Here is an 18,954-nt window from a genome sequence, read left to right as displayed (position 1 = left end):
GATAAGCTCCTCCTGTATTTATTAACATTAATCTGGATATTTCTATATATATCTGATGTTTTTTATCTTTTTCACGGATATTATGAAATACTTAGTATCTCTCGTTGTCCGTAATTATTGTAAATAATGATTTTCTTGAGATATGAAAACTGGCTCTGTTGTTAGAAATATTTTTTTTGAATTTTGTAAAATTTGAATTTTATTTAAGATAATTTTTCTCTGAATACGCTAATGGTATAGTGAGAGGGAGAGTGCGGCTGACGGTAGCGTTTAATAACGCAGCTGAGGAAAGTCCCTCCACCAACCGGGTACGCAGCCCTGTTCAATCAGGGGTGGTGAGAATCACGGCAATGGACCAGAAACGATACGGAATGTCCGGAGTAATGATGCAGTACTGCAGAACTAAGATGGACATCACTGATGAAACGGCGAATCCCTGCGGGTGCAAATCGAAACAGGGCATATAGATAACCCGGTATCTGCCCGGGTTCGATGCTTAGCTGAATGCCGCAATGAACAGAAGGGGGCTTACTCCTCCCACTCATTTCTATAGTAAGATTCAGGTATTTCCTCGCGCTATTGCTATACATGCAATCTGATTCTGCACGGACCGGTTATCGTTTTTTGAAAGAGACAATTCTGCAGGAAACTTCATCGCTCCAAAGTCAGGAACCAACAACCAAAGTTTGCGGGGTATGTGAACCGTTTCAGAAAATAATCACGCTGCCGTCTCCTGCAGATATACCGAAAGATCCAGTTTTATTATGGGATACTCTCGATGAACGCCAGTCAATTCGCGATTATTCAGATGAAGAATTACAAAAATGGGAACTTTCTCTTCTTGTTCATTATACACAGGGTGTCCGGGAGAAAAAAAACGCTTCACACCTTAGAACAGTCCCTTCTGCAGGAGCATTACACCCTTTTGAAACACGCATAGTAATTAACAGGGTTAGTGGATTTGATCCAGGGATATATCGGTATTTACCTCTGGATCATGCCCTGGTAAAAGAAGTGTGTCACTCCGGAGATCATGAGTCTGTTGCAAAAACCTGCAAAAGGCCGGGCCTTGTCTCTGAATCAGCGGTAACTTTTATCTGGACCGCCGTACCCGAACGGATGATCTGGAAATTTGGTTCACGTGGATGGAGGTATCTGTTTATTGAAGCCGGACATATCTGTCAGAATTTATATATCGTTGCAGCAGGTTTGAATCTTGGAACCTGTGCTATTGGTTCTTATAATGAAAATGATTTGAATTGTATCCTGGGAATTGATGGTGAATCAGAATTTTGTATTTATTTAGCTTCTGTTGGAAAAAAGAAGGCTTAATAGTTATTTTCCTGGAGGCCTGATTGGAATTCCCTTTTTTGTCAGGTATTCTTTTACCTGTGTAACGGTCATTTCTCCATAATGGAATACACTGGCAGCAAGAGCAGCATCTGCCTTCCCGTATACAAAACCATCATAAAAATGCTCCATGGTTCCAACGCCTCCGGAGGCTATTACCGGAATACCGACATTGTCAGAAATTGCAGCGGTAATAGGTATATCAAATCCCTCTTTTGTTCCATCCGTTTCCATGGAGGTCAGGAGTATTTCTCCCGCGCCACGGGTTTCAGCTTCCATGGCCCATTTAATGGCATCTATACCGGTTGGTTTGGATCCACCATGGGTAACAACTTCATACCAACAGGAATTACCATCCTGAAGAGGAATCCTGGTTTTATCTATTGAATCTTCTGTTCTTCTTTTTACATCGACTGCAACTACGATACACTGGGTTCCAAATGAATTTGCTGCTTCTGAAATCAGGTTAGGATTCTCAACAGCACTGGTATTGATGGAAATTTTATCAGCTCCCGCACGGAGTGTCTTTTGAATATCGTCAATAGTGCGGATACCCCCTCCAACGGTAAGGGGAAGAAAAAGTTCGTCCGCCGCCCTTTGAATAACATCAATTATCATTGAGCGTTTTTCTTTGGATGCTGTGATATCAAGGAACACTACTTCATCGGCACCTTGTTGGTTATATCTGGATGCCAGTTCTACCGGATCTCCTGCATCTCTCAGTCCAACAAAATTAGTTCCCTTTACCACGCGTCCGTCTTTAATATCAAGACAGGGGATGATTCTGCGGGTCAGTCCCATAGTATTACTCCTTGTACTCTGTACCTGAAGAGGATTATGGAGAGATGATTTATGAGATATAACATAAACATCTAAGAATATCTTTGTTGATAGTAAATTTGAGGAAATTATGGAATCAGGTCAGTTAAAAATAGAATGGGCTCGTCAGTATATGCCTGTTTTAAGTGCAATATCTGAACGTTTTAAAAAAGAAAAGCCCTTTGCAGGGAAAGTAATCGGAATGGCTCTTCATGTTGAAGCAAAAACAGCCAACCTGGTAAAAACACTTGTTGATGGCGGCGCTACTGTTCACATTACCGGTTGTAATCCTCTTTCAACCCAGGATGATGTCGCAAAAGCTCTGGATAAAGTTCCCGGAGTATATTGTTATGCATCCCGTGGTTGTTCGGTTGATGAATATTATAAAGCAATTGATACCGTCCTTGACGCAAAGCCTGTAATTACCATTGATGACGGAATGGATCTTATTCATCGGCTTCATACTGCCCGGCAGGATATTCTTCCCGGGGTAATTGGAGGATGTGAAGAGACCACTACCGGAATTCACCGGCTTCGTGCAATGGCTTCGGAAGGAAAGTTAAAATTTCCGGTCATTGCAGTAAACGACACACCGATGAAACATTTTTTTGACAATGTTCATGGGACCGGAGAAAGCGCTCTTACGGCAATCATGGCTACCACCAATTCATTGATTGCTGGAAAGTGGATCGTTGTTGCAGGTTTTGGATATTGTGGACGTGGCCTTGCAAGAAAAGCAGCAGCTCTTGGAGCAAAAGTAATTGTAACTGAAATCGATCCCAGATATGCTCTTGAAGCTTATATGGATGGTTTTCATGTCATGTCGATGAAAGAAGCAGCTCCTGTTGGTGATATCTTCATCACAACGACTGGTAATCGTGATGTAATTACCGGAGAACACATGGCGTGTATGAAATCCGGTGCAATTTTGTCAAATGCCGGTCATTTTAATATTGAAATTGATGGTACCTGGCTCACTGCACATGCAAGATCAGTAGAAGAACGTGACGGCATTCAATCCTATTGGATTGGAGACAAAGTAATACACCTGCTTGCAGAAGGGCGGCTTGTCAATCTTGCAGTTCCAAAAGGGATGGGCCATCCAATTGAAGTCATGGATCTCTCTTTTGCCATTCAGGCATTGAGTGCAGAATATATTGCATTACACCACTCCGGCCTGAAACCTGCGGTTCACGATGTACCGGATGAAATTGACCGGGCTGTAGCATCATTAAAACTTAGTTCACTTGGCATCTCGATTGATGTTCTTTCAAAAGATCAGAAAGAATATATGGAAAGCTGGGATCACGGAACGTGATCAGTGAGCAAACTTTCCTTTTATTGAAGCAGCAATTTTTGTATCAAGGTTTGCTGCCTTCTGAAAACACATAAAAGCTTCTTTTTTAAGTCCTGCATCTTCTAGAATTACACCTTTGTTAAGTAAAGCACCAACATGTTTGGGGTTTAATCGTAATGTTTTATCATAACATTGCAGTGCTTCTTTATGTCTGACAAGGTCGGTGTAAATAAGTCCCATATGATACCAGGCTGAAGCGAATCCCGGGTCAATACCGGTGGCCTGAGTAAATGCCTGAAGCGCTTCAAAATACTGTTCCATATGCCGATGAATAAGTCCTTTGTTAAAAAAGGCCTTGGCATGGAATTTGTTCAGTTCGATGACTTTAATATACGAATTCAGGGCTTCATCATATTTTTTTGATTTATGGTGGATGAGTCCCCTGTTAAACCAGGCTTCTACATTTTGTGGGTTTTCACCAATAATATGGTCATAGTATTCAAGGGCGTCTGAATGACGTTTTAGCTTATGAAGACACATTGCCCGGTTTCTCATTGCATCAAAATGTTCCGGCTTGATTTTCAGGGCATTATCATAACATTGTAACGCTTCATCGAATTTGCCAAGTTTATAAAAACATAGTCCCCGAAGGCTCCAGGTGTCCGGATTCCATTTATCAAGAAGAAGACTTTTTTTTGTTGCATCCAGAGCTTCTTCTAATTTTTTCATTTTCAATAAAAGATCTGCCCTAGCAAGCCACACACACACTTCCCTGGGCTGAATCTCTAAAAGTTTACCCGAACTTTGAAATGCTTCCTGAATGCGGTCCATCTTGATTAAACTTCGAATTTTAAAAAGCCAGGCCGCCAGATTCCTTTTATCAAGTTCAAGAACTTTATCAAATGCACTCAATGCTTCATAAAATTGTTTATCTTCAAAAAGACAGATCCCACGGTTTAATTGCAGGTTCACATCTTTTGGATTGAGATGAATTGCTGCTTTGAATGCAGTCTCTGAATCTCTATAGTTTTTCAGATTTTTCAGGCAGTACCCTTTGTATATTAAAGCCCGAAGATGGTTTTTATCATCAGCAATTACTCTGTTAAAACATTCAAGTGCGTTTTCATCATCATGAAGGTGAAATAAACTGTATCCTTTAAAGAGCCATGCCCGTTGCTCTGAAGGATCATTTGCAATCACCTTATTAAAACAGTTAATTGCTTCCGGGTATTCTTTCCGGTTATGATGAATAAATCCTTTATATAACCAGGATAGTGTCAGGTCTGGTTGAATGGTTAGTGATTTTTCAATAAAAGGGTAGGCTTTTTCAAATTCACCTGCCTGAACCAGGTTAACTGCAGTTACATAGCAGACATTGCCAAGATCTTCCTGAGATAAAAAGCGTTCAGAAGATTCTTTTTGCTCCTGGATTTCTTCAGTGGTATCTTCTGATATTTCAATTGCCTCAATCTGTTCATCGGTGATTGAGGTATCAAGGACTGTTCCTGAAGCAAAAATATCTTCTTCTTTACCTGAAGTCTCACGTTCAGCCTTAACTTCTCCAGATTCCTCTCCGGGTTCTTCTTCAGAATCTGACGAAACCGGTTCCTCTGCATTTGCAATTGCGGTTGCAATTTCTTTAACTCTTGTCGTGACAAGTGGTGAATTATCGTCTTCGGTAAGTTCTTCGGAATCAGATTTTTCAGTAATTACAAGAGAGGTTGTTTCATTTTCTTCAGGAATAGGTGCCTGGATAGTTTCTTCTTTCTTTATTTGTCCGGTTTCTTTTAATTGCGGCTCATTTTTCGTAAATGATGAAATATCCCTGGTTAAAAATGAAATCATCTGCTCATATTGCTCGGGGGTTATTTCTCCTTTGGCAAAACGTATTTGCAGAATTTTTATGGGATCCTCATCTGACATTTAGGCACCCGGTGTATTACAACTTGTAAATTATACCCAATAAGAATTACTTAGGTTTCTATATATTCGTTGCAGAAAGACGTGTTCTAACTCCGGAAACGAGGTTGAATGCATTCTTCTTCTCATTCCATCTGACCCTGACATTCTGAATAGTGAGTATTTCTCCATATCCTGCTCTATATGCAAATTTTACATCGTCATTACGCAGAACTCTTGGAATTATCAGGTAGGTTTTTGTAATACTTGCCCCGTCACAAATTAAAAAAACCGAAAAATTTGGGTTTCCAATATCTCTGGACATTTTAACTCCGGTAACATTTACCAATTCTCCGAGATGGTCTTGAAGTTCACTGAGTGGGGTGGCACTATTTAAAAACCCTGATGGAAGCGGTTTTTGGATATTTCTTTTTGTAAAAATTGTAAATGAAAATTTTATATCCTGATTAATAAAACGATACCCATCTTTTTCATCTGCCAGTTCATTCATTAGTCTGGTTGGATTCATTGGTGGGAGTTCTTCAAATGACCAGCAGGTTTCATAATCACAGGTACCCTGCCTGAGCATTCTGCATGGAGCATATACAAACAATCCTCTACTTTCAAGTTCTTTTTGTAATTTTCGAAGTTCAATAGAGTGCCTGAGCTCTGCAGGTTCAATAATAATTATGAGTCCTTCTTCAGAAACATGAGAACAGTATTTCATAAGCATTATCGCTTTTTCAGATATTGAAAGATGGGATAATTCTGCTAAAACATTCTGACATGATAAGACTGTGATATTATCTGGAATTTTACAATCCTGAACGGTAATGTCACAGGATTGAACATCTCCTGTATAAATTCTGGAAGTCCCTTTGATGAATTCCGGAACCAGAAATCGAAAAGCTTCGAGAAATTCAATGGATCTTTCTATGGCATGAATGGTCAGACTACCCTTTTTTCTTTCTTTCTGATACCATATAGTGGCAAGAGGTACAACTCCCGGACCGGTTCCAAGGTCCAGTAAAATGATATCTTTCGGAAGGACTCCTTTTAAATCCAGAAATTTTAGAATATGTTTGAACTGAATAAGATATCCAGGCGCCTGATATGCAAGGTATGCAAAAACATCATATCCTTTTCCATATCTGGCTTTAGGATTACTATTCCAATATCCAGCTTTTTGTGCCAGAATATACTGCCGGATTCTGTTCAGAGTTACTGGCGATTGATATGGGTTTTTGGTTTTATATTCTATATATTCTTCAATTAATCGTTCCAGACGTGAAGGAATTCTAAGTTTTGTTTTTTTACTAGAGGTTAATTGTGTTGATTTTTTTTCGGTTTGCTTCTTATTTTTCGAAGACAATGCAGTTTCTTTTCTTTTTTTATCGTTTTCAGTTACATAAAAAGGTTTATTTTTTCCCATTCTGGTTTTCTTCCTGATTATTTTTAATGCAGAGTATCAATTATCGCAGGTATATAAACGAGCATATAATATAGTCAGACTAACAATATCCCATTCATATGGATCCTGTACAGGGTAAGGGTATGGATACAACAATATCTGGACTTATGGTAGTCGATGATGATGAAGATATCCTCTTTACTGTTCATTCTTTGTTTAAGAAAAGACCATTTCCTATATTATTAGCACATTCCGGTCAGGAGTGTCTGGATTATCTTGATAATGGCTTTAAGGGAGTTATCCTGATGGACATCATGATGCCTGGAATGGACGGGTGGGATACTATTCAGAATATCGTTGATAAAGGACAAATGCAGGATCTCATCATCTCTATGTTTACTGCAAAAGATGTTCCTGATACAACACTTGACCATCTTAAAGAATACGTATTTGATTATATCACAAAACCATTTGAACCGGAAAACCTCATCGCGCTGGTAGATGATTACCTCACAATGTTATCCTGAAAAAGATATATAATATGCATATTATTATCATTGGGTCCTCAACCGGAGGGCCGAGAGTGTTATTTGATATATTCTCTGACTTTCCTTCCATTCAAGCAGCCATAATCATTGTTCAACATATGCCCCTCTCAACAACACCCAGGTTTGCAAAAAGATTGTCTCAGATTTGTCAGCTTGATGTTATTATTCCGAAGGGAGGAGAACATATTAAACCAAAGAGTCTGTATATCGCTCCTGGAGATACTCATCTGATTCTTCGTAATAATGAAGAAATTCTTCTTACCTCAACAGAAAAAGTAAATTTTGTTCGTCCAGCTATTGATGTGACCATGCTTACATTAACTCCGGATTCCAGGAATCAATATACCGGGATTATTCTATCTGGTATGGGCTGTGATGGTGCAGAGGGTCTTTTACATCTGAAATCCCTTGGTGCTACAACAGTGGTTCAGAATCCTGATTCATGCACAATAAAAAGTATGCCTGAAGCGGCAATCAGAATTTGTGATGTTGATAAAATAATCAATCCTATAGAAATTCGTTCCTTTTTACTAAATCAAAAATAATAAAGGTTTTTTATTCCTGTAAAGTAAATGCACTCATCTCTGTCTGCATATTTGATACTGCACCGTTGATGAGATTAATAATCTCGTTTATTTGTGATACTACCGCAAGAGCCTCTTCACTGGTTGCTGAAGACTGGGTTGCATCATCTGCTGTTTTCTTTACCAGCGAACTCATCTCATTTGCACTAGCGGTAATTTCTTCAAAAGAGGCAGCCTGTTGTTCTGTTGCCTGGGCAATGGTAAGCATCTTCTGATTTATTGTATCTACTGCACTGGTAAGTTCTGTAAAAACATTCAGCGTATCTGTCAATGCACTGTTTCCTTCTTTTACTGCTTTTCCTGCAGTCTCCATGGCATGAGCGGCACTGTCAGATTTTCTCTCAAGACCCATTATCATATCTGCAATGGACTCTGCTGAAGTTCTTGATTCCTGTGCCAATGCTTTTACTTCCGATGCCACTACAGCAAAACCTCTTCCGGCTTCTCCTGCCCTTGCGGCTTCTATCGCAGCATTTAATGCAAGCAGGTTAGTCTGATTGGCCAGATCGGTAATTATATTTACAATCTTTCGGATTTGATCCATTTCACTGCGGATAGCTCCGATAATCTGTTCAACCTCATTTGTGGAACGGGTGATACTTTCCATTCCCTTGTCTGCTGCCCCGGCATGATCAGTGCCTTTTTGTGCAAGAGCATTGGCATCTTCACTTAATCTTGCAACTAAATCCGCATTTGCTGATATTTCACTGACCATAATTGTCAGGTCAGCCATTGCATGAAGTACCTGATCGATTCCATCTTCTGCTTTTGAAGCATTTGTTGAGGTTTCTTCTGCATTTTGGGCGATTTCCTTAGCTCCTCTGCTTACATCCTCAACACCATATTGTGCTGTTCCGGCATGTTTATGTAATGATTCTATCTCCAGATTCAGGGTTTTAATCGTTTTTGAAATATCAAAACCTATGGTGTTAAGTGAATCCCTGAAATCTGCAAATTCTCCTTTTACTGAAATTTCCTGATTAAATGTGGTTGAAAGATTACATTGAGCATATTCTTTTGCAACCCGCATTGCTTCTTCGATTGGTTCAACTACTGCATCAAGAGTATCATTGATACCTTTTACCAGCACTGCATAGGAACCCTGATGTCCGGTTTCATCTGCTCTGATATGCAGATTACCTGCCTGAGCGGAATCTGAAAGCATCGTAACATCCTTTTCAAGTAAAGAAATTGCTTCAATACATTGATTGATGTTATTCTTTAATTCGTTCAGATCTCCACGATAATCGTCAGTAATTTTTGGAGGAAGATCCCCTTTACTAATTCTGTCAATGTATTCTGCAGCAAGGTTTAAGGGACTGATATAGGTGTCCAGCATATTATTGATGTTTTTTATCATGCCACCATGATAACCGGAATATTTTGATGGGTCAGCACGTACATCCAGTTTTCCTTCCATACCCGCCTGAGTCAATAGTTGAATATCCGCTCCACGCATCTGGATAACATCTATCAAAGCGTTAAGGTTATTTTTTATTTCGTTAAAATCTCCACGATATTCTTCGGTGATCTTCGGGGGGGTATCTCCTTTGCTTATCCGGTCTATATATTCGGCAGACACATTAATTGGTCCGATATACGCATCGAGCATGTCATTAATGCCCTTAATCATTTTTCCGTTTTCACCTGGGTATCTGGAATAATCAGCTCTCACATCGAGTTTTCCATCAGTAGCAGAATCAATGAGCATCTTGATATCCTCATTTCTCATGTGGATAACATCGATAAGAGCATTGAGATTATTTTTAATCTCATTAAAGTCCCCATGATAATCCTCGGTCACTTTCGGTGGAATATCTCCCTTACTAATTCTGTCAATATATTCGGCGGAGACATTAATCGGTCCGATGTATGCATCAAGCATGTCATTGATGCCTTTGATCATCTTCCCGTTTTCTCCCGGATATTTAGAATGGTCAGCCCTCACATCGAGTTTTCCATCAATAGCAGCCTCAATGAGTAATTTGATGTCATCATTCCTCATGTGGATAACATCGATGAGAGCATTGAGATTATTTTTAATCTCATTAAAGTCTCCGTGATAATCCTCGGTCACTTTCGGTGGAATATCTCCCTTACTAATCCTGTCAATATATTCAGCGGAGACGTTAATCGGCCCAATGTATGCATCAAGCATGTCATTGATGCCTTTGATCATCTTCCCGTTTTCTCCCGGATATTTAGAATGGTCAGCTCTCACATCGAGTTTTCCATCAGTAGCAGCCTCAATGAGTAATTTGATGTCATCATTTCTCATGTGGATAACATCGATAAGAGCATTGAGATTATTTTTAATCTCATTAAAGTCCCCGTGATAATCCTCGGTAACTTTTGGTGGAATATCTCCCTTACTAATCCTGTCAATATATTCAGCGGAGACGTTAATTGGTCCGATGTATGCATCGAGCATGTCGTTGATGCCTTTGATCATCTTCCCGTTTTCTCCCGGATATCTTGAATGATCAGCTCTTACGTCAAGTTTACCCTGAAGAGCAGCCTCAATGAGTAATTTGATGTCATCATTTCTCATGTGGACTACATCGATAAGAGCATTGAGATTATTTTTAATCTCATTAAAGTCCCCATGATAATCCTCGGTCACTTTCGGTGGAATATCTCCCTTACTAATCCTGTCAATATATTCGGCGGAGACGTTAATTGGTCCGATGTATGCATCAAGCATGTCGTTGATGCCTTTGATCATCTTCCCGTTTTCTCCCGGGTACCTGGAATGATCAGCCCTTACATCGAGTTTACCCTGTATGGCAGCATCAATGAGCATTTTAATGTCTTCATTTCTCATGTGGACAACATCGATAAGAGCATTGAGATTATTTTTAATCTCATTAAAGTCCCCATGATAATCCTCAGTCACTTTCGGTGGAATATCTCCCTTACTAATTCTGTCTATATATTCGGCGGAGACGTTAATTGGTCCGATGTATGCATCGAGCATGTCATTGATGCCTTTGATCATCTTTCCGTTCTCGCCTGGGTATCTTGAATGGTCAGCTCTCACATCGAGTTTACCCTGAAGGGCCGCATCAATGAGCATTTTGATGTCTTCATTTCTCATGTGGACAACATCGATAAGAGCATTGAGATTATTTTTAATCTCATTAAAGTCCCCATGATAATCCTCAGTCACTTTCGGTGGAATATCTCCTTTACTAATTCTGTCTATATATTCGGCGGAGACGTTAATTGGTCCGATGTATGCATCGAGCATGTCATTGATGCCTTTGATCATCTTTCCGTTCTCGCCTGGGTATCTTGAATGGTCAGCTCTCACATCGAGTTTTCCATCAGTAGCAGCCTCAATGAGCATCTTAATGTCCTCATTTCTCATGTGGACAACATCGATAAGAGCATTGAGATTATTTTTAATCTCATTAAAGTCCCCGTGATAATCCTCAGTTACTTTTGGAGGGAGGTCTCCCTTGCTAATCCTGTCAATGTATTCCGCTGATACGTTCAGGGGATCGAGATATGAATCGAGCATTTTATTTATCCCCTGAATCATTTTTCCATTATCCCCTGGATATTTTGAGGGATCAGCCCGATAATCCAGTCTGCCATCAAGAGCAGCCTGGATAAGCATATTGATGTCTGTATTTCTCATATGGACAACATCAATAAGAGCATTGAGATTATTCTTGATCTCATTAAAGTCTCCACGATACGCATCAGTAATTTTTGGAGGGAGGTCTCCCTTGCTAATCCTGTCAATGTATTCAGCCGAAACATTTATCGGACTGATGTAGGCATCCAGTATTTTATTGATTCCAGAGAGAATATTTCCATGATAACCGGGATATTTTGTTGGATCACCACGTGCATCCAGGATTCCCTCTTCAGCAGATCGAATAAGGGAATTAATGTCATCACCTCGCATTTTCGATACATTAACGATTTGGTTGAGGTGCTGAATCATCCTACGGAAGTCACCTTTAAATTGATTTTCATCATTTAAGGTCGGGATTTTTCCTTCTGCAAAATCCGCAATACCGATAAGCATTATCTTTACCGGATTAGAAACAGATTCAATTCCCTTATCCATCATTTCAATGATGTCTGCAAAACCCCCTTTATATTTGGCAGAATCAACATGCAGATTAAGATTTCCATTGTCAAACGCTGAAGAAAACCGAGAAATATCTTTCTCAATCATAAGCATTGATGAACGAAGGGTTTCAATTCCATCAGAAATCGTAGCATACTTTCCTGGTAGATTAAATCCCTCTGTTTCAAAATCTCCTTTTTGAAGATTATTAACTGATTTTTCTATATGGTTCAGATTTTCCTGATATACATTTAAGAGTTCATTGAAAAGAGATCCGATATCTTTACTATCATCAGATAATCTGGATACATCAACCCTTGTATCAGATAATCCTGACTTATGAAATTCTAGAGTCTTTTTTATTTCACTAATGAGGTATTCATTGTCAGTTCCCTGATCTCCCATCATAGTTCACCTCTGTAATAAATTCCAGATGCAGAAAATAGGTTTTCATGATATTTATAGTGCATTGAAAATAAATTTTAGTAAATTCAAAAAAATTTGACTAATGATCAATTAATTAGGTAAGAATTCTCTTTTACGGTGTGATTTTATATTCAAATAAAAAAATTTAGGCTTCTGAAATGTCAGAAGGCGCATCCATAATCGGATTTTCATTCAGAGGATTACTTACAATGTAATCTTTTTCTTCATCCATATTTATGGTCCAGTTAGCTTCTGGCATATCCATAAGCAATTGTTCTGTTTCTTCTGTCAATGTTCCACTGATCTTTTTACCGGTAAAGGGTCCCCAGGTTCCATCTGAATAAGAGAAAATACCTTCAAGTTCGGTATCATTCAGGAATGTAATCTCCATTACTCCTAATGAATATGGTGGCTGGAAAGATGGTTCTTCAAACCAGACACCATCAGTCATTACAGGCAGAGTTTCATTTGCTGCACTAAAATTTCCCTGGACATATCCCTGGTGGTCATGATTCATGTATGAGCCACGAATAATGTCATCTCCGGTGAGTTTCAGATTCATTTCACCGAGAAGATCGGTATCCCAAACACCAGTAACGTCTTCCATTTGAGATCCATTTGCGAAGAAGACATAACCTCCATAATTCCAGACGTTATATCCAAATGCCGGACCCCACATACCTCCAATTCTGGGAGCAGGTGCTGCCGCTATTACAGCAGGTCCGGGTCCGGTATTTACCATGCTTTGCTGTTGGCTAAAACTTGAGGAAGAACCACACCTTGTTCCGAAAAATGGATCAAATGTGCAACCTGATGATGACTGGAACTGGGTCGAAGAACTCCATGCCACCAAGGCCGATACACTCATCGTCAGAGAAAAAACCAGAAGAACGACACACACCATGTATACGGTTTTCCGCATCATACTCTTTGATCGTAAGTTCGTATTAAAAAGTGTTGTGGATAGTTTATCTTATTTGTCAACTTTTGCATACGCTGCCTGTGCTTCTTCATTTTTACCCATTGCATTTAATGCTGCTCCTAAATTTTTCCAGGCAGAAGAATATCCGGGATCAATACTTATCGCTTTTTGTAAAGTTTCTACGGATTCCTGGAATTTTCCTGCCAGGAAAAGAGCATATCCTTTATTATTCATAACAAATGCATTTCCAGGGTCAATTTCCAGAGCTTTATCATACATCATGTCTGCTTCGTCATATTGACCTGCGCGAGTAAGAATATTTGCTGCTTTATTCCATGCATCTGTAAGGGATGGATTTATTTCAAGGACTTTCCGATAAAGATCAAGTGCGATTTCGGATTGTCCGGTTTTATCATATGCAAAGGCCAGGTTCACAAGTGAATGAATATCCTGATTATCATTTTCAATTGCCTTTTCAAAAAATGGTATTGAATCAGCATATTGTTCAAGATTTACCAGATAAATATCTCCCATTGTTGACCAGAGTTCAGGATTATCCGGAAAAATTTTAAGTATTGTGTTAAGTGTTGAAAAGGATTCATTATAACGTTTTAATTCTCGTAAACTCAGCGCCTTATCACGCCAGGCCTGATAATTAGTAGGAGACAGGGCGATTGCATTATCATATGCTATAATTGCTTCTTCATAATTGGAACTTCCCATCATAATCTTCCCTTTTGTAACCCAGTCATCAGCAGTAACCGGTTCAAACCCGGGACTAATATTCTTAAGTTCATCAGGAGTCATGGTCTGTCCGGAATATTTTAATGGAAATTCATCGGTATTCCCAGTAATGATGGAATAGGGAAGATCGCAAATACCGTCATTATTCTGATCCTGGCATGTCTGAGAGAATCCCTGGCCTTCTGGATCTGCCCATACATTTCCTCCTTTCATTCCTCCGCCAACAATGTTGGTTCCAGGTGAAAGTGGTTCATTCCATACATAATTTGGATTACCTCCTTCCTGTACACGAATATTTTTCTGGTTTTCAAAATAATTATCCGTAATCAGGTTTTGTTGATTCCTGCTGACGGCATTTGTGATTAGTATTCCTTCTGCAGTATTACCAATAATCAGATTCTTTAAAATTTTATTATGACCAGATGGCTGGAGCATGATTCCGGTAGCATCATTTCCAATAATTTCATTGTTAATAAGGGTATTATGGTCAGAATAATAACAATTAATTCCCCTGATATTTCTCATGAGTCGGTTTTGAGAAAGAGCGTTTTCTGAACTTTCATGAAGAAGTATACCTGACGGATTATTAAATTCACAGATATTGTTGTTTATACTGTTGTTTGTGGCAGAATAGAGTGATATTCCGCCATTTCTATTTTTCGAACAATAATTTTCTTCAACATTAGTATTAGAAACACCATGGTCTAGTTTTATTCCATCGTAATGATTCTCTGTAATGGTATTCTTAAGAATCTGACATGAGTTACTTCCATCCAGAATAATTCCATACAAGTTTTTCTGAATCTCATTCTCAAAAATCGTAAGATCAGAAGTTTTTGCATCCGCGAGAATCCCTGCATATCCACTACCTGAAAAAACACAATTATTTATTTGAAGGTTTTGTGCATTTGAAAAATCAATACCCCGGGAATTGTAGGGAAATTCACAATCCTTAATTATTAAATTTTCTGCTTGTTTTACTGATATTCCGGCATAAGTGCCAGTGACAGCAAGATTTTTCAGGGTGATGTTAGATAATATTTCATTTTCAGAAGACCAAACAAGAATGCCAGTCTGTAGAATTGGAGCTGCTGTTCCGAATTGAACTCCAATCCCTGATATAGTATGGCTTTTTCCGTCAAGTTCAATATCTGAACTTCCGATGGTGATTATTGCATCTGAAAAATCGACAATATCTTCACCTATTGTATATTTACCTGGTTTTGATAAGACAGATGATTCGGTAATAATAAATTCACTTGAAGGAGTGGGCGTAAGAGAAGGAGTGACAATTTTTTCCTGAGTGATAGTGGTTTGGTTATCTGTTTCATGTTCCGAGGAAATTCCTTTCTCATCTAAATAGGTATACAATGATATGGCATCTGCCAGACCATAGCCATATATTTGATCCCATCCATCTTCTCCAAGATCATGAGAACTCCTGAATAACGCATCAAGGATTTCATCAGTTGAGAGATTAGGATAAAGACTTGTGATAAGTGCTAATAATCCCGCAATATGAGGAGCTGCAGCACTGGTCCCGGAAAATTTTTTCATAAAATTTCCAGATCCCGTCACATCTACATAATCAACTCCGGTGATATCAGGTTTTTTCCGGATGTCAAGTGCCGGATTTGATATGGTCACATGACCCTGAGAAGAAAATTTTTGAATTTCCATATTATCTGCCGAAATCGTGGCAACTGATATCACCCCTGGTAGTGCAGACCAACCAAAAATTGAATCATCTGGAGTTAGAAAACTCTTGTCTATTTCTGCCTTTTCTTTATCAGCCATGAGAAATAATTCTAGTAAGACGGGATTTTTCCCTGTACCTTCTTTTGCTTTAATTCTTACCTCGGTTTTTTGCGGGTTATCACCAACATTCTGATAATCTAATTTTTCGAATGCAACTTCTACTCCGGTTTGCTCTTTGCTAGACTGACTGATATCGGAATTAGTTTGTAGATCATACAAAAAGAGATCAAAGTCATTGGTTGCAGCATGGAATGGATCATCCCATTGTAAAACAACTTTTAACCGTGCTCCAGGATTTAAGGTAACTGGTATCCCTGATGATCCATTGAATGAGTGGTAACCATCCCCAGTGTCTAGGAACATTCCCTGATAATGGACATCGGCAAAATTCCCTGCAGCACTTATTATTATTATTTCCTGATTATTTTTTAAGATGTCATTTATTCCTGCAGCAATGGTGCCATCTTCAAAATATGGAACCTCATAATTTCCTACATCTTCAACGATTATTGATGCTCCTGCCTGAATGAGATTATGAAATGCCTCAATAAATTTCTCATCCTTCCCTCCACCAAAATCATGATACAATAATGTTGCATTTGGGGCAATGTCATGGATAATCTCCATCATGGCAGTTCCTTCACTTCCTCTTCCGTCTTTTAATACCACAACATTATCCGGTAAATCTCCGGTGTTTTGTGCATCTGAAATACCTTTTGCACCGTTAGATATGACTCCTACAATTATCCCTGAACCATCTGCACCAGTCAGATTTCGTAATTCGTCAGTTTTTAAAATTGCATCACCGGCAGTATGGACACTTCCTACCGATGTAACCGGGTTATTACATACATGTAAGATAAAAATCAAAAATATCAGGATAATGATTTGTTTATAGTAATGTGAATCTCCTGTATGAGCTTTCATTTTTTTATCATCCATGATATCACATTATTCTTCAGAATAAAGAACGTAATTATTGATGTTAAATGAAATTATGTTAAAATAAATAATTTACAAAAAAATAATAAATTAAAAAAGGTTAGATCCATTCACCTGATTCATCACATATCCCGTCATTATCACAATCAATACAATATCCTCCATCACAGTCCGGGCAGTTTAGGATCGGGCATTCATATGGCATGAAAGAACTCTGAGCAGCTTCATCCAATCCTCCTGGACTTGTTTCGTCGACTCTGCTAGGACTTGCCACAATCGTTGAACTACTTTGTGATACTGAAGATGCAACTATATTGGTGGGTTGTTGTGTTGGTAGAGCGGTTGCACTGATTCCGGGTTGAATAGGAGAACCGATAGATAAGGGATTTGTAAAGAGAATTTGTCCGGATAAAATGTCATAAAAAGATCCTGTAAAAGGATTATAGTAATATTGTGTGTATGCAACATTTCCTGACTGGTCCTGTTGATATAATGTGATTAAGAATAACCCGGATTTCGGACTATAAAATTTTTGCAATATCCGGTCAAATGTCCAGGCTGAATTGGTTATGGGGTCAAAAAATGTGGCTGTATTTATATCAAGAATCCATGTCGGTGGAATTTGTAATGCAGGTGCTATTGTCTGTCCGCCCTGAGGTGATTGACTTTGGGAAGGAGATGAGATAGTAGTAACTGATGTTTTGGAAATTCCCTTTGAAGAATCAAATGAAAGCGAACCTGATGAAGAATAACTCCCTGAACTAACTGAGTATGCATAAACTCCTGATACTAAAAACCCGAGAGTTAAAATACATAATGTTATATGGAACATTTGTCTGGTTTTTTTCATTTTTATCACCTATAACTCCTCAACCGGTATCAGATTACTCATATTCTGCGATAATGAATCAGCATTCAGTTCCGGATCTATCAGTTTTAAATTACACATTCCATCCAAATCCGAATCATCACAATAATCGAAGGAAATACATGGTTCTTCTTCTGTGCAGTTTGTGATAATGATTTTATCCGTGTCACAATCTCCGTCATGGTCACAATCAAGACAGTAGATACAATCCATTGATTTATCACAACTGATAAGGTGGCAATCTGTTTCTGAACAAAGCCCGTCCCTATTTTCATCTATACAATAGAGGCATGGATAAGGATCAATACATTCGATTACCTCGAATGGACCGTACCCTATTCCTCTCATATAGTGGATTGAAGACTGTGGTTCTTCAGATAATCCCCCATCATCAATATCACCAGATTGATTTGACAGGTTTCTGTCTCGTTGAATACTGTCCTGTGGGTTTTCATCTATACCTCCAATTGAATCAGTTTGGAGACTGCCTTCTTCCTCATCGCATGTTCCATTATTATTACAATCATTACAATATCCGGAAGGACAAGACTGACACACAACCAGACATCCCTCATTTGGATTGGTAGACTGAGTTGAATACTGTCCGTTTGTTTCTGTTTGTTGATCCTGTGAACCAGCAACAATTACAGGGCCGGATGGAATTGAAGTGGGGATACTTGAGGGTATGGAAGTAGGATTTGCCCCCCCGGAAATTCCACCGGAAATAGGAGTTCCACCTGAAGTAATCCCCGTTTGTTCTATTGGTATTATCTCTCCGGTAAGGGAGTTGTATAATTTTTTACCAACAATATCGTAATAATAGAATCCTTCAACTTCTCCAAGTTGGTTGCCCTTTACTATCAAAAACCAACCAACTGCCGGAGCGATGTATCTCATAAAAACAGGATCATATATCCAGCTTGTCGATGTAATTGGGTCCACAAAAATTCCCGGTTGATTCGATTGTGTCCATTGAGCCGGGATTACAAGGGAACCGGGTCCGGCAGTAGCCGCTATTGTTGGTACTGGTGTTGGTTTTGTTGTACCGCCTGTCACAATCAGAGTATCTGAACTGAATTCCAGATTACTCGATGAACCCATACCTGAAGAAATCGTACCCATTGAGATACTATCAGTCATACTTGTAAAGCCTATTATTCCTGGAAATGTGACCTGGATTCCGGATACAAAAGAACTTATAAACCATATAAAAATTATCGTAATAGACAATAAGATTTGAATTTTGTCTCTCATTTTTCCCCTCTTTTTATAATATAATCAATCCTTAATTTTTTGTTTTAT

12 protein-coding genes and 1 other RNA gene are annotated in these 18,954 nt (G+C 38.9%); 5 read left to right on the top strand and 8 right to left on the bottom strand.

What is annotated here, in order from left to right:
- Positions 1–241: 241 nt before the first annotated feature.
- An RNA gene (rnpB, locus tag DLD82_RS05925) (RNase P RNA component) lies at positions 242–543 on the top strand.
- 45 nt (positions 544–588) lie between these two features.
- Complete coding sequence (locus DLD82_RS05920; protein ID WP_109940179.1) at positions 589–1,332, top strand: SagB/ThcOx family dehydrogenase; 744 nt, start codon at positions 589–591, stop codon at positions 1,330–1,332.
- A 3-nt stretch (positions 1,333–1,335) separates the two neighbouring features.
- Here the strand turns inward: DLD82_RS05920 and hisF are convergent, their stop codons facing one another.
- Positions 1,336–2,151, bottom strand: a complete 816-nt coding sequence (gene hisF / locus DLD82_RS05915) for an imidazole glycerol phosphate synthase subunit HisF (protein WP_109940178.1) — start codon at positions 2,149–2,151, stop codon at positions 1,336–1,338.
- A gap of 109 nt (positions 2,152–2,260) precedes the next feature.
- Here hisF and DLD82_RS05910 point away from each other — a divergent pair, with 109 nt between their 5' ends.
- Positions 2,261–3,487 carry an adenosylhomocysteinase gene (locus tag DLD82_RS05910; protein WP_109940177.1) on the top strand — a complete coding sequence of 409 codons (1,227 nt, stop codon included), beginning with the start codon at positions 2,261–2,263 and terminating at the stop codon, positions 3,485–3,487.
- Here DLD82_RS05910 and DLD82_RS05905 read toward each other — a convergent pair whose 3' ends face one another.
- Positions 3,488–5,389 (bottom strand): tetratricopeptide repeat protein, encoded by a 1,902-nt coding sequence (locus DLD82_RS05905; protein ID WP_109940176.1) that lies wholly within the window; start codon positions 5,387–5,389, stop codon positions 3,488–3,490.
- 58 nt (positions 5,390–5,447) lie between these two features.
- Positions 5,448–6,797, bottom strand: a complete 1,350-nt coding sequence (locus tag DLD82_RS05900; protein WP_109940175.1) for a hypothetical protein — start codon at positions 6,795–6,797, stop codon at positions 5,448–5,450.
- A 98-nt stretch (positions 6,798–6,895) separates the two neighbouring features.
- Between DLD82_RS05900 and DLD82_RS05895 the strand changes: the two genes are divergently transcribed.
- Entirely contained in the window at positions 6,896–7,303 is a 408-nt protein-coding gene (locus DLD82_RS05895) for a response regulator (protein ID WP_109940174.1), read from the top strand.
- A 14-nt stretch (positions 7,304–7,317) separates the two neighbouring features.
- A complete protein-coding gene (locus tag DLD82_RS05890) occupies positions 7,318–7,869 on the top strand; it encodes a CheB methylesterase domain-containing protein (protein ID WP_109940173.1) in 552 nt (183 codons plus the stop codon).
- A gap of 10 nt (positions 7,870–7,879) precedes the next feature.
- Here DLD82_RS05890 and DLD82_RS05885 read toward each other — a convergent pair whose 3' ends face one another.
- From DLD82_RS05885 to DLD82_RS05865, 5 genes are all read right to left on the bottom strand, one after another.
- On the bottom strand, positions 7,880–12,400 hold the full coding sequence (locus tag DLD82_RS05885) for a methyl-accepting chemotaxis protein (RefSeq protein WP_109940172.1): 4,521 nt from the start codon (positions 12,398–12,400) through the stop codon (positions 7,880–7,882).
- Between the two features lie 163 nt (positions 12,401–12,563).
- Positions 12,564–13,343: a hypothetical protein gene (locus tag DLD82_RS05880; protein WP_146199709.1), complete on the bottom strand. Its 780-nt coding sequence runs from the start codon at positions 13,341–13,343 to the stop codon at positions 12,564–12,566.
- A gap of 48 nt (positions 13,344–13,391) precedes the next feature.
- Positions 13,392–16,784 carry a NosD domain-containing protein gene (locus DLD82_RS05875; protein WP_109940170.1) on the bottom strand — a complete coding sequence of 1,131 codons (3,393 nt, stop codon included), beginning with the start codon at positions 16,782–16,784 and terminating at the stop codon, positions 13,392–13,394.
- Between the two features lie 100 nt (positions 16,785–16,884).
- The gene (locus DLD82_RS05870) at positions 16,885–17,634 is read right to left on the bottom strand and encodes a hypothetical protein (RefSeq protein ID WP_146199708.1); all 750 of its coding nucleotides are present in this window, start codon (positions 17,632–17,634) and stop codon (positions 16,885–16,887) included.
- A 9-nt stretch (positions 17,635–17,643) separates the two neighbouring features.
- The gene (locus tag DLD82_RS05865; protein WP_109940168.1) at positions 17,644–18,792 is read right to left on the bottom strand and encodes a hypothetical protein; all 1,149 of its coding nucleotides are present in this window, start codon (positions 18,790–18,792) and stop codon (positions 17,644–17,646) included.
- Positions 18,793–18,954 lie beyond the last annotated feature (162 nt).

Origin of the sequence: Methanospirillum stamsii (assembly GCF_003173335.1) — an archaeon.
GTDB classification, from domain to species: domain Archaea; phylum Halobacteriota; class Methanomicrobia; order Methanomicrobiales; family Methanospirillaceae; genus Methanospirillum; species Methanospirillum stamsii.
This window is presented reverse-complemented; position numbering and strand designations above follow the sequence as displayed.

Excerpts from the sequence above, each read along its gene's own strand:
- DLD82_RS05900 (WP_109940175.1), bottom strand. The coding sequence starts at position 6,797 with ATGGGAAAAAATAAACCTTTTTATGTAACTGAAAACGATAAAAAAAGA.
- DLD82_RS05885 (WP_109940172.1), bottom strand. The coding sequence starts at position 12,400 with ATGATGGGAGATCAGGGAACTGACAATGAATACCTCATTAGTGAAATA.
- DLD82_RS05880 (WP_146199709.1), bottom strand. The coding sequence starts at position 13,343 with ATGATGCGGAAAACCGTATACATGGTGTGTGTCGTTCTTCTGGTTTTT.
- DLD82_RS05920 (WP_109940179.1), top strand. The coding sequence starts at position 589 with ATGCAATCTGATTCTGCACGGACCGGTTATCGTTTTTTGAAAGAGACA.
- DLD82_RS05865 (WP_109940168.1), bottom strand. The coding sequence starts at position 18,792 with ATGACTGATAGTATCTCAATGGGTACGATTTCTTCAGGTATGGGTTCA.
- DLD82_RS05890 (WP_109940173.1), top strand. The coding sequence starts at position 7,318 with ATGCATATTATTATCATTGGGTCCTCAACCGGAGGGCCGAGAGTGTTA.
- DLD82_RS05895 (WP_109940174.1), top strand. The coding sequence starts at position 6,896 with ATGGATCCTGTACAGGGTAAGGGTATGGATACAACAATATCTGGACTT.
- DLD82_RS05910 (WP_109940177.1), top strand. The coding sequence starts at position 2,261 with ATGGAATCAGGTCAGTTAAAAATAGAATGGGCTCGTCAGTATATGCCT.
- DLD82_RS05875 (WP_109940170.1), bottom strand. The coding sequence starts at position 16,784 with ATGGATGATAAAAAAATGAAAGCTCATACAGGAGATTCACATTACTAT.
- hisF (WP_109940178.1), bottom strand. The coding sequence starts at position 2,151 with ATGGGACTGACCCGCAGAATCATCCCCTGTCTTGATATTAAAGACGGA.
- DLD82_RS05870 (WP_146199708.1), bottom strand. The coding sequence starts at position 17,634 with ATGAAAAAAACCAGACAAATGTTCCATATAACATTATGTATTTTAACT.
- DLD82_RS05905 (WP_109940176.1), bottom strand. The coding sequence starts at position 5,389 with ATGTCAGATGAGGATCCCATAAAAATTCTGCAAATACGTTTTGCCAAA.